General features: G+C 65.6%; 8 protein-coding genes and 2 pseudogenes. 8 read left to right on the top strand and 2 right to left on the bottom strand.

What is annotated here, in order from left to right; all coding sequences use genetic code 11:
* Positions 1 to 109 precede the first annotated feature (109 nt).
* From AC0SZ7_RS16475 to AC0SZ7_RS16450, 6 genes are all read left to right on the top strand, one after another.
* Complete coding sequence (locus AC0SZ7_RS16475; protein ID WP_475505369.1) at positions 110 to 718, top strand: YqiA/YcfP family alpha/beta fold hydrolase; 609 nt, start codon at positions 110 to 112, stop codon at positions 716 to 718.
* A gap of 38 nt (positions 719 to 756) precedes the next feature.
* Entirely contained in the window at positions 757 to 2,661 is a 1,905-nt protein-coding gene (gene parE, locus AC0SZ7_RS16470; protein ID WP_475505368.1) for a DNA topoisomerase IV subunit B, read from the top strand.
* A complete protein-coding gene (locus AC0SZ7_RS16465) occupies positions 2,661 to 3,653 on the top strand; it encodes an esterase-like activity of phytase family protein (protein WP_475505367.1) in 993 nt (330 codons plus the stop codon). The genes parE and AC0SZ7_RS16465 overlap by 1 nt, the downstream gene beginning before the upstream one ends.
* Positions 3,650 to 4,171 carry a retropepsin-like aspartic protease family protein gene (locus AC0SZ7_RS16460; protein WP_475505366.1) on the top strand — a complete coding sequence of 174 codons (522 nt, stop codon included), beginning with the start codon at positions 3,650 to 3,652 and terminating at the stop codon, positions 4,169 to 4,171. Before AC0SZ7_RS16465 ends, AC0SZ7_RS16460 begins: the two co-directional genes overlap by 4 nt.
* A gap of 10 nt (positions 4,172 to 4,181) precedes the next feature.
* On the top strand, positions 4,182 to 6,440 hold the full coding sequence (parC, locus tag AC0SZ7_RS16455; RefSeq protein ID WP_475505365.1) for a DNA topoisomerase IV subunit A: 2,259 nt from the start codon (positions 4,182 to 4,184) through the stop codon (positions 6,438 to 6,440).
* 209 nt (positions 6,441 to 6,649) lie between these two features.
* Complete coding sequence (locus AC0SZ7_RS16450; RefSeq protein WP_475505364.1) at positions 6,650 to 7,351, top strand: PqiC family protein; 702 nt, start codon at positions 6,650 to 6,652, stop codon at positions 7,349 to 7,351.
* A 194-nt stretch (positions 7,352 to 7,545) separates the two neighbouring features.
* On the opposite strand, the gene AC0SZ7_RS16445 is transcribed toward AC0SZ7_RS16450, so the two are convergent.
* Positions 7,546 to 9,066, bottom strand: coding sequence for a histidine kinase (locus tag AC0SZ7_RS16445; RefSeq protein WP_475505363.1), 1,521 nt, complete (start codon positions 9,064 to 9,066; stop codon positions 7,546 to 7,548).
* A gap of 134 nt (positions 9,067 to 9,200) precedes the next feature.
* Here AC0SZ7_RS16445 and AC0SZ7_RS16440 point away from each other — a divergent pair.
* Both AC0SZ7_RS16440 and serB read left to right on the top strand, forming a co-directional pair.
* Positions 9,201 to 9,347, top strand: a pseudogene (locus tag AC0SZ7_RS16440) (ACT domain-containing protein); the annotation flags it as partial.
* Positions 9,348 to 9,416: 69 nt separating this feature from the next.
* Positions 9,417 to 10,400: pseudogene (gene serB, locus AC0SZ7_RS16435) on the top strand (phosphoserine phosphatase SerB); the annotation flags it as partial.
* A gap of 66 nt (positions 10,401 to 10,466) precedes the next feature.
* Here serB and AC0SZ7_RS16430 read toward each other — a convergent pair.
* Complete coding sequence (locus AC0SZ7_RS16430; RefSeq protein WP_475505362.1) at positions 10,467 to 12,230, bottom strand: molecular chaperone; 1,764 nt, start codon at positions 12,228 to 12,230, stop codon at positions 10,467 to 10,469.
* Between the last annotated feature and the right edge of the window lie 81 nt (positions 12,231 to 12,311).

The raw sequence follows: 12,311 nt of genomic DNA, 5'->3' as shown, positions 1-12,311 counted from the left end.
TGGCGGCAGCTGCTACGGGGGCGGAATATATTGTTGCCAATTGCCTGAACCTGCCTAAACGTCACCAAGGCGCTGTAAACTGGGCGCCTTTTGCAAGGGAGGTGTCGGCGTGACGGGTTCCATTCTCTATATCCACGGTTTGAACAGCGCGCCGGCGTCGAAGAAGGCCAGCACGCTCACCGAGGTCATGCAGCGCATGGGCCTGGAAGGGCAATTGCGGGTGCCGGCGTTGCACCATCACCCACGCGAGGCCATCGGCCAGCTGGAGGCGGCCATCGCCGAGCTGGGCGCGCCCTTGCTGGTGGGAAGCTCGCTGGGCGGCTACTATGCCACTCACTTGGCCGAGCGCCACGGCCTCAAGGCATTGCTGATCAACCCGGTGGTCAACCCGCACCGTCTGTTCGACGGTTTCCTCGGCACCCAGCAAAACCTGTATACCGGTGAGAGCTGGGAACTGACCCTGGACCACGTCGATGCCCTGGCGGCATTGGAAGTGGCGGCCCCGCAAGACCCCCAGCGTTATCAAGTGTGGCTGCAAACAGCCGATGAAACCCTTGATTACCGCCAGGCCGAGCGGTTCTACCGGGCCTGCGCACTGCGCATCCAGGCCGGCGGCGACCACGGTTACCAAGGCTTCGGCGCACAATTGCCCAGCCTGCTGAATTTTGCCGGGATCGCGCCCGGGCTGTACCACGGCATTGATTTTTCCCAGCTTTGAGCTGTTTATTTTTCATGAACGACTGACGACGAGAACCCATGGCCAATCCCAGCGCTAGCTCTTATAACGCAGACGCCATCGAAGTCCTCTCGGGCCTCGACCCGGTGCGCAAACGCCCGGGCATGTACACCGACACCACGCGGCCGAACCACCTCGCCCAGGAAGTCATCGACAACAGCGTCGACGAAGCGCTGGCCGGCCACGCCAAGTCGATCCAGGTAATCCTGCACGCCGACCACTCGCTGGAAGTGAGTGACGACGGCCGCGGCATGCCTGTGGATATCCACCCCGAGGAAGGCGTCAGCGGTGTTGAGCTGATCCTCACCAAGCTGCACGCCGGCGGCAAGTTCTCCAACAAGAACTACCAGTTCTCCGGCGGTCTGCACGGCGTGGGCATTTCCGTGGTCAACGCCCTGTCCAACCAGGTACGGGTCAAGGTCAAGCGCGACGGCAACGAGTACCAGATGACCTTCGCCGATGGCTTCAAGGCCACCGACCTGGAAGTGATCGGCACCGTGGGCAAGCGCAACACCGGCACCAGCGTGTATTTCGCCCCGGACCCGAAGTATTTCGATTCGCCGAAGTTCTCGGTCAGCCGCCTCAAGCACGTGCTCAAGGCCAAGGCCGTGCTGTGCCCGGGGCTGCTGGTCAGCTTCGAAGACAAGGGCAGCGGCGAGAAGGTCGAGTGGCATTACGAGGACGGGCTGCGCTCGTACCTGGTGGATGCGGTCACCGAATTCAGCCGCCTGCCTGACGAGCCGTTCTGCGGCAGCCTGGCCGGCAACAAGGAAGCAGTGGACTGGGCCCTGCTGTGGCTGCCCGAGGGCGGCGACAGCGTGCAGGAAAGCTACGTCAACCTGATCCCCACCGCGCAGGGTGGCACCCATGTCAACGGCCTGCGCCAGGGCCTGCTGGACGCCATGCGCGAGTTCTGCGAGTTCCGCAACCTGCTGCCGCGCGGCCTGAAGCTGGCCCCGGAAGACATCTGGGAGCGCATCGCCTTCGTGCTGTCCATGAAGATGCAGGACGCGCAGTTCTCCGGCCAGACCAAGGAGCGCCTCTCCTCCCGTGAGGCTGCGGCCTTCGTCTCCGGCGTGGTCAAGGACGCCTTCAGCCTGTGGCTGAACGCCCACCCCGAGCTGGGCATGCAGCTGGCCGAACTGGCCATCAGCAACGCCGGCCGTCGCCTGAAGGCCAGCAAGAAGGTCGAGCGCAAGCGCATTACCCAGGGGCCGGCGCTGCCGGGCAAGCTGGCGGACTGCGCGGGCCAGGACCCGATGCGCTCCGAACTGTTCCTGGTGGAGGGTGACTCCGCCGGCGGCTCGGCCAAGCAGGCGCGGGACAAGGAATTCCAGGCCATCCTGCCGCTGCGCGGCAAAATCCTCAACACCTGGGAAGTGGACGGCAGCGAAGTGCTGGCCAGCCAGGAAGTGCACAACATCGCCGTGGCCATTGGCGTCGACCCGGGCGCCGCGGACATGAGCCAGCTGCGCTACGGCAAGATCTGCATCCTCGCCGACGCCGACTCCGACGGCCTGCACATCGCCACCTTGCTGTGCGCGCTGTTCGTGCAGCATTTCCGCCCGCTGGTGGATGCGGGGCACGTGTACGTGGCCATGCCGCCGCTGTACCGCATCGACCTGGGCAAGGAGATCTACTACGCCCTGGACGAGGCCGAGCGCGACGGCATTCTCGACCGCCTGGTGGCCGAGAAGAAACGCGGCAAGCCGCAGGTCACCCGATTCAAGGGCCTGGGCGAGATGAACCCGCCGCAGTTGCGCGAAACCACCATGGACCCCAACACTCGCCGCCTGGTGCAGCTGACCCTGGACGACTTCGCCCAGGCTTCGGAAATCATGGACATGCTGCTGGCGAAGAAACGCGCCGGCGACCGCAAGTCGTGGCTGGAATCCAAGGGCAACCTGGCCGAGGTACTGGCCTGATGCGGCATGCGTTGGCAGCACTGCTGCTGACCGTGCTGCCGCTGCTGGCCCACGCTGCGCCGGTGGAGGAGCTGAAGTTGCTGGCCGAGCACCCGGTGGACGGGATGGTTGGCGGCAACCTGTCGGGCATCGCCGCCTGCGGTGGCCGGTTGTGGACGGAATCGGATCGCGACGACGGCATCATCTACCGGCTCGACACCAGCGACACCGTGTGGAAAGCCGAGAACGTGCTCATCGACGTGCCGCCGCCACCGGCGGACACCGGCCTGCCGATGATGCTGCGCGCCACGGCCCACGCGGCCGCGGTGATCCGCGGCGGCATTCTCGACTTCGAAGGCATTACTTGCGATGCCCAGGGCAACCGCTACTTGGTCAGCGAAGGCTTTGCCGCCGTGCTGCAGGTGCCTGTGGATGGCAAGCCGAACTGGCTGAAGATCGACCCCGCGATAATCCGCGAAGCCAACGCCAAGGGCATGCTGCGCCACTTCAACGCCATTTTCGAAGGCCTGGCCATCAACGCTGCAGGCGACCACCTGTGGCTGGCCGCCGAGCGCCAGCACCGCGGCCTGCTGTCGGTGTACAAGCAGGCGGACGGCACCTGGGGCTGCAAGGGCAGCTGCATCCTGCTGAACGAGGGCGGCACCGAAATGCAGCCCGACAAGCTGCCGGGTGCTCACCGGGTGTCCCGCGACTTCGCCGACCTGTCGCTGTACAAGGGCAAGCTGTATACCCTGGAGCGCAACATCTACCAGATCTGCCGCCGTGACCTGCAAACGGCCAAGGTCGAGCACTGCTGGTCGTTCGCCGACGAGGCGTTGCTGCCCAACCGCCAGTACGCGCAGAAATACGGCCTGGCCGAAGCGCTGATCGTCGACGACACCGGCGCCTGGGTAGGCATCGACAACAACGATGGCGCCCGTGCCGACGGTGAGGTGCGCCCTATCGTCTGGCGCTTTGCCGCGCCTGCGGGCGGCTGGAACGCTGCCCCGTGAGCACGCAACCTGCTGGCAAGCGTGCCGGGCGGATCTTCCTGATCCTGGCCTGGGCTGCGCTGCTGTTCCTGGCCACGCGGTTTTTCGGGCATTTCCAGCAGGCCCGCGAGAACCCCAACCCGGTGGTCGCCAGCGAGCACGGCCAGGGTTACATCGAGGTGCGCCTGGCCAGCAACGGGCAGGGGCACTTCGTGGCCAGCGGCATGATCAACGGCACGCCGGTACAGTTTATGCTCGACACCGGCGCCACCGACGTGGCGGTCAGCAAGGCCTTGGCCGAACAGCTGAAGCTGCCCTATGGCTACCCGATCACGGTGAACACCGCCAACGGCCAGGCCCAGGGCTTCCGCACGCGGCTGGCCAGCTTGCAATTGGGCGACATTGTCCTCAGGGACGTGCGCGCCGTGGCCATCCCGGACATGGATGGCGAACAGGTGCTGCTCGGCATGAGCGCCCTGAAACAACTCGAATTTTCCCAGCGCGGCGGCACCATGCTGTTGCGCCAGACTACACAATGATGAGGCCCGCATGAGCGACTCCCTTGATCTCAGCCTGGACGGCGTAGAACGCCGCTCGCTGGCTGACTTCACCGAACAGGCCTACCTCAACTACTCCATGTACGTGATCATGGACCGGGCCCTGCCGCACATCGGCGACGGCCTCAAGCCGGTCCAGCGTCGTATCGTCTACGCCATGAGTGAGCTGGGGCTGGATGCCGATTCCAAGCACAAGAAGTCGGCCCGTACCGTGGGTGACGTGCTCGGTAAATTCCACCCGCACGGCGACTCGGCCTGCTACGAAGCCATGGTGCTGATGGCGCAGCCGTTCAGCTACCGCTACACGCTGGTGGACGGCCAGGGCAACTGGGGTGCGCCGGACGACCCCAAGTCGTTCGCGGCCATGCGTTACACCGAGGCGCGCCTGTCGCGCTATTCCGAAGTGCTGCTCAGCGAGCTGGGCCAGGGCACCGCGGACTGGGTGCCGAACTTCGACGGCACACTCGATGAGCCAGCGGTGTTGCCAGCGCGTTTGCCGAACATCCTGCTCAACGGCACTACCGGCATCGCCGTGGGCATGGCCACCGACGTGCCGCCGCACAACCTGCGCGAAGTGGCCACGGCCTGCGTGCGCCTGCTGGATGAGCCCAAGGCCACCATCGAGCAACTGTGCGAGCACATCCAGGGCCCGGACTACCCGACCGAAGCAGAAATCATCACCCCGCGTGCCGAACTGCTGAAAATCTACGAAACCGGCCGTGGCTCGGTGCGCATGCGTGCGGTGTACCGCATCGAGGACGGCGACATCGTCGTCACCGCGCTGCCGCATCAGGTTTCCGGGGCCAAGGTGCTGGAGCAGATCGCCGCGCAGATGCAGGCCAAGAAGCTGCCGATGGTCGCCGACCTGCGTGACGAGTCGGACCACGAGAACCCGTGCCGCATCGTCATCATCGCCCGGTCCAACCGGGTCGACCTCGACGAGCTGATGCAACACCTGTTCGCCACCACCGAGCTTGAATCCACCTACCGCGTCAACGTCAACATCATTGGCCTGGACGGCCGCCCGCAGCTGAAAAACCTGCGCGCGCTGCTGCTGGAGTGGCTGGAATTCCGCATCAACACCGTGCGCCGCCGCCTCAAGTTCCGCCTGGACAAGGTAGAGCGCCGCCTGCACCTGTTGGAAGGCCTGCTGGTGGCGTTCCTCAACCTGGATGAAGTTATCCACATCATCCGTACCGAGGAACACCCCAAGGCTGCGCTGATCGCACGCTTCGACCTGACCGAGACCCAGGCCGAATACATCCTGGAGACCCGCCTGCGGCAGCTGGCGCGCCTGGAAGAGATGAAGATCCGCAACGAGCAGGACGAGCTGGCCAAGGAACAAGCCAAGCTGCAGGCCCTGCTGGGCAGCGAGAGCAAACTGCGCAAGCTGGTGCGCAGCGAACTGATCAAGGACGCCGAAACCTACGGCGACGACCGTCGTTCGCCTATCGTGGCCCGTGCCGAGGCCAAGGCCTTGTCGGAAAACGAGCTGATGCCGACCGAGCCGGTTACCGTGGTGCTGTCGGAAAAAGGCTGGGTGCGTTGCGCCAAGGGCCACGATATCGACGCCACCGGCCTGTCGTACAAGGCGGGCGATGGCTTCAAGGTGTCGGCCATTGGCCGCTCCAACCAGTTCTCGGTGTTCATTGACTCCACCGGCCGCAGCTATTCGGTGGCGTCGCACACGCTGCCATCGGCCCGTGGCCAGGGCGAGCCGCTGACCGGGCGGCTGACCCCGCCGCCGGGTGCAACCTTTGAGTGTGTGTTGCTGCCCGACGACGATGCGCTGTACGTGATTGCCTCGGACGCCGGTTACGGCTTCGTGGTCAAGGGCGAAGACCTGCAGGCCAAGAACAAGGCCGGCAAGGCGCTGCTCAGCCTGCCCAATGGCGCCAAGGTGCTGGCCCCGCGGCCGGTGCCGGACCGCGAGAACAACTGGCTGGCTGCTGTCACAACGGAAGGGCGCCTGCTGATTTTCAAAGTGGCCGACCTACCCCAGCTGGGCAAGGGAAAGGGCAACAAAATCATCGGCATTCCGGGTGATCGCGTGGCTAGCCGTGAGGAATACGTCACTGATTTGGCGGTGATTTCCGATGGCGCAACGCTTGTATTGCAAGCCGGCAAGCGTACATTGTCGCTCAAGGGCGATGACCTCGAGCATTACAAGGGCGAGCGTGGGCGGCGCGGCAACAAGCTGCCGCGTGGCTTCCAACGGGTGGATGCCCTGTTGGTGGAAAACGCTGGCTGACGCGATGGTGCTGTCTGGGAATTGCTCCCAGACAGCACGCTAGAGCGGCTGGTGGCGCTTTTTAAGCGCAGTTCGACGCTTAAGCGCTGGAGTCGTAGCGCATATTCGCGGATGATATGTCCTCTTGAGGTGCCGGCGTGGCTGAGTACCCAGACGAATTCGTTGAGTATCACTGCGGTGAGCCTTGTGGCTGCCGCCTGGATGGAATGATGACTTTTTTGCGCCTTCCTGTTTTATTGCTGACCGGTGTATTGGCCCTGGCGGGCTGCGCCGCTCATCAGCCGGTCGCGCTTTACCAGCTCGACAGTGGCAACCCCGGCCAACCCAAGCAGAGCTCCGGCATGTCGGTACTGCTGGGCCCGGTTTCCGTGGCCGACTACCTGCAACGCGAAACCCTGTTGCAGCGCCAGCCTGATGGCAGCCTCAGCGCGGCGACCGATGGTCGCTGGGCCGGCAGCCTGTCTTCGGACATCGACCAACTGCTGCTGCGCCAACTGGCGTGGCGCCTGGACAGCCAGCGCGTGACCCTGGCGCCTGCCACCAACACCGGCACGCCGGACGTGCAGGTGCTGCTGTCGATCACCCGTCTGGACTCGGGTGACTCGCAGCCGGCCATTCTCGATGCCCAATGGCGTCTGCTCGACCGTCGTGGCCAGGTGCGGGACAACCGCATCGTTCACCTGGAAGAGAAGCATGCCGGCGGCACTGCGGCCCAGGTGAAAGCCCAGGGCGTGCTGTTGCAGCGCCTGGCCGAGCAGCTGAGCGTGGCGCTGAAGCCATTGGCCAACCAGCCTGCGCTGGTGGAAGAGAAGAAGCCTGCGGCGAAGCCGGTGGCCAAGGAAGAGCCGGACAAACCGAAGATGCCGATCGCTTCGCCGATTCGCACCGACATGGAAGTGTTCCGCTTCTAACGAAAAAGCCCGCAGCGATGCGGGCTTTTTTGTGGGTGCTTGTTGGGTTGGACGCGGCCTGCGGCCGCGGCGACAGGGCGGCTCAGCCGCCCCCCGGCGCCGACAGGGCCACAAACCCCGGTTGGGGGGGGGGGCCGGGGGGGGGCGGCCGGCGGGGGGGGGGGCCCGCCGCCCCCCCCGCCCGCGTCATGGCCCTAAACGCGGGTTTCGTGCATTCGCGCCAGCTGGCGCTCAAGCAGCGACGGGTAGGGCTCCAGCAGGCGCTCCACGCAGCAGGCACCCTCGGGGCTGGCGATGGGGCGGATGCGGGCGCGCTGGCGCACCAGGCTGTCGTCGCTGATACGGCGCTCCACCAGCAGCAGGTTGCGGCTGTGCTGCGACAGGGCCAGGGCGTCCTGGGCAGGTTCAGTCAGCAGCAGGTCGATCTGGCTCATGCCGGCCAAGTCGTCGCCCAGCACCAGGCCCAGCTGCAGTTGCAGGGTAATGCCGCTGTCGGCTACCTCGATCTGCAGCTGGTGGCCCAGGGCGCGCAGCAGCTCGCCGCAGCAGATGGCGTTGGTCAGGTAGTCCTCGCCGCTGCTGTCGCTGTTGAACAGCATCAGCGTGCTGCCGTCGTTGAGGGTGTGCAGCTCGCTTTCATACAGCGAAGCGGCCTGGTCCAGGCAGGCGCGGTAGCGCTCCAGCAGTTCCAGCAGGCGTGCACGCGGCAGGCGGCGCAATTGTTCCTGGCCACCCAGCTGCACGGCCAGTACCGCGCTGTGCTGGGGTTCCTTCGGTGCCACGGGCGCCGGGGCAGCTTGCTTGACGGCTACCGGCGCGGTGTCGCGCAGGTCGGCGAAGGGATCTTCGCCATCTTCGTCTTCATCTTCTTCGGCATGAACCACGCGCTTGGGGGCGGGCTTCACCGGCACCGGGGTGCTTTCATCGAAGCGGGCGTCACGCAGGTTGCGCACCTCGAAGGCCGGGCCTTCGTCTTCCTCTTCATCGAACTCGGGCTCTTCCACTTCCGGCACCGGTGCAGGCTCGGGGGCGTAGCGCTGGTGCAGGTCGCGGGCCAGGTCGCCGATCTCGTCCTGGCGCTGGGTAGCCGGGGTGTGTTCGTCGATTTCGCGCAGCCACACCCGCAGTTGCAGCAGCGGGGTGGACAGGTTGCGGCCCAGGCGCAGGCTGAGGATAAGGGTCACCACCAGCAGGATGGCGCCCAGAATACCCATGCTTTCCAGGCTGATGGTCATCGGCTGCTGGAACTGGGTCATGTCCAGGCTGATGCGCAGGTGGCCTGCGGTCACGTCCTGGAAGGTGATCTTGGTCTCGTACAAGCCGCCCGCTTCGCCCAGCAGGCCACTTTTGGGGCGGCTGCCGGCTTCGGCGAGGATGCGGTTGTCGACGCTGTAGATGGCCGCGTGGGCCACCAGCGGGTTCTTCACCAGGTTATTGAGCAGCACGTTGAGGCTGAGGATGTCGTTGGACACCAACAGCTCGGTGGCCGAGGTCGCGGTCTGGGTGGTCAGGCTCTGACCCAGGGCGTCGGCCTGCTGATGCATGGCCTGCTTGAACTGCAAACCCATCACGCAGGCGTAGACCACCAGCGCCAGGGCTACCAGCAACACGTTGAGGCTGGCGATACGCAGAGCAATCGGTGCGCGGCGGTGACGCAGGGCACGGAAGATCAGCAGGAAGAAATTGTCGGTTTTTACTGGCGTGGGCCGGTTCACTGAGCGCGGCTCTTTATGTCCGTGAAGTTGCTGCGCAGTATAGCGACAGGCCCCAGAGCGGCAAAGCGCTGCCTGTGCCCGATGGTCACTGAAAGTAGGTAGAATGCGATTTTTTTCCACGAACGGGGTGCCCTTTGCGCGAAATCGTCCTGATTAACATCACCGGTTCCGACCGTCCTGGCCTGTTGGCGGCCATCACCGGTGCCTTGGCCGAGGATGGCGTGCGCATTCTGGACATCGCCCAGGCGTTGCAGCATGGCGCCCTGGCGCTGGCTGTGGTCGCCAGTGCCGACGATGCGCCCCGCCTGGCGGCGGTGCGCGAGCGCATTGCCAGCGTTGCCGGCGCGCACGTGCAGTTCACTTCGCTGTCGGAACAGGACTACCTGAGCTGGGCAGAAGCGGGCACCGGCGACCGCCACGTGCTGACCCTGATGAGCCGCGAAATCACCGCAGCCCAGGTGCAAGCCGTCACTGAAATCGCCGGCCGCCATGGCCTGGCCATCGAAGCCATCGACCGTCTGTCGGCTCGCGTCGGCCTGGCTGCCCCGGCCGCCGAAGGCAAGGCATGCCTGGAGTTCCTGGCGCGCGGCGTGCCGGCCGACCTGGCCGCGCTGCGTCGTGACTTCCTGGCCGCAGCCATGCTGCTGGACGCCGACATCGCTATCCAGCAGGACGACGTCTACCGCCGTAACCGCCGCCTGGCGGTATTCGACATGGACTCCACGCTGATCCAGGCCGAGGTCATCGACGAGTTGGCCAAGGCCCATGGCGTCGGCCACCTGGTGTCGGAGATCACCGAGCGCGCCATGCGTGGCGAGCTGGACTTCCGCGCCAGCTTCAAGGAGCGCATGGCGCTGCTGCAGGGCCTGGATGTCAGCGTGCTGGACGCCATCGGCGCTTCGCTGCGCCTGACCGAAGGCGCCGAGGTGCTGTTTGCCGAGCTCAAGCGCCTGGGTTACAAGACCGCGATCCTGTCAGGCGGCTTCACCTACTTTGCCAAGCAGGTGCAGGCCAAGTTGGGCATCGACTACGTGTTTGCCAACGAACTGCAGGTAGTGGACGGCAAGTGCACCGGTGTCGCCGTGGAGCCGATCGTGGACGCCCAGCGCAAGGCTGACCTGCTGGTGCAGTTGGCCGAGCAGGAAGGGCTGACGCTCGAGCAGACCATCGCCGTGGGTGACGGTGCCAACGACCTGCCGATGCTGGCCAAGGCCGGTTTGGGCGTGGCGTTCCGCGCCAAGCCGCTGGTGAAGCAGTCGGCGCGCCACAACATCACCACCCTGGGGCTGGATGGCGTGCTTTACCTGCTGGGCGTGCGCGACAGCCAGGCGTGACGGTGACGCGGCCTGCGGCCACTGCTACAGGATGCCCTCCGTAGCAGCTGCCGCAGGCTGCGTCCGTCACAAATCCTTCCAAAGCGATTCGAACTCGCTGCCCGCCTGCGCCGCCACTGGCGCTTTCTCCAATAGCCTGAATTCGAACTGGTTGAAGCTTCCGGTAGAGCTGACCTTGCGCCCCAGGTGCGCGCGGTTTTCCTCGCCGTGGGTGTTGATCATCACTTTCTGGCCTTCCTGGAAGGGCAGGCGCGGGGCGATCAACGAGGCCTGGATGTCGATGGCGCGGATCTCCGGCAGCTGCAGGCCGCGCACGTACTGGCTGTTCTGCTCGTTGCCGCGCAGCAATTGCAGGCCGCAGGGGTTGGCGTGCGGGGCGATCAACTCGATGCCCATCTGCGTGCCGCCGCCACGTACCTGGCGGATCCAGCGCACCACCGCCACGCTCCAGCCCTGGGCTGGAGCGTCCTGGATGCCCACCAGCTCGCCGGCCTGCAACTGCGCGGGCACATCCTTGAGCCAGGCCAGGCAATAGCCGCCGGGGCTGTGGTTGACGATCTGCAGTTCATGCACCGGGTAGTCGCGCGCGGCGGCGCTGGCGCCACCTTCCAGGTCCATGGCCGGGTACTCGATTTCCTCGTAGGGCAGCATGGCGTCACTGGTGCCGCTACCGGCGGCGTCGAAGGCCAGGGTCCAGCTGTCGCTCTTCGCGCTGGGCGTGCCCGCGCTGAAGTTGGCGCTCATGCCTGCTTCGGGGCGCTTGAGCAGTTCGGCGAAGCTGCGTTCACCACCCAGGTAGTAGTGCAGGGTGCTCATGCCGATGCACACGCTCATGCTGCCTTGGCCCGGGGTGCGCTGAAAGGTGCGCTCGGCGACGTCGCCCCAGGCCGCAGCCAGGTGCTGCAGCATGTCCACGGTAAGCCCCGGCGGTACCAGCAGGTTCGACTGGCCGCGCTTGTCCACCGGCAGGTGCAGCCACGCGGTGATGGCCTTGACCAGCGGGTGCGGATCGAGGCCCACCATCTGCGGCAGCTGGCCTGCAGGGAACAGGCTTTTATAGCGCGGCGGGGCATCGACGTCGGAGGCAACGGCGAACTGCGCCTCGGTGGCGCTGGCCGGTAGCACGCGGGTCAGCGCGCTCCACGGCTCCAGCACGTTGGCAAGCTGCACGATGGCCTGCTGGCGCATCTGGTTGCAACGTGAGCTGCCCATCAGCAGGGCGGTGGCGTAGGTCTGTTCGATACTTTGGTGGTGGGCCTGGCTGACCAGGTCGTCGGTGACGAAAGTGCGGTGCAGCTGGAACCTGCTGGCTACCTGATACAGCTGGTGCAGCTCCAGCCACAGGCCCTCGGGCACCGGGCAGTAGAGCAGGCTGGCGCGCACCAGCGGGCCCTTCAGCGCATGCATGGCGCGCTGGATGGCGGTGGCCAGCAGCAGGTTGCGGTCCTTGAGGCGCGCCGAGACGCGCAACACTATCTGCTTGTAGCCCACGGCCAACAGGTTCTGCAGCGCCTGGCACAGGTTGGCGATCTTGCGGGCGCGCTCGTCCAGCACCACCGACTGGTTGAGGAAGTGACGTTCCAGGTGGTTGCAGACGAAATAGACTTCCGGGCGCAGCAGTTCCAGCAGCTGCAGGCGGTTTTCGCTGGGGGTGATCAACTGGTTCAGTTCGATCAGGCCCTGGTACAGCTGGCGGGCGGTTTCGCCGAGGTTGGCCTTGGGCAGCGCGGCAATCCAGCGCTTGAGGTCGCGTGGCGTGGCTTCGCAGAACGTCAGACTGGCCTGCGAGGGCGTGGGGGCGCGCAAAAGAGGTGGCGGGGTGGCGGACATCGAGCGGTTCCCGTTGAGTCAGTCGAGCTTGGGCGGCCTATTGTCACCTGTTGCGCCGAAGACTGCACGCCCTTGGCGTTG

The sequence above is a fragment of the Pseudomonas sp. JC1203 genome (assembly GCF_056175065.1).
Note: the sequence above shows the minus strand (reverse complement) of the source record. Positions and strands in the feature narration are given on the sequence as shown.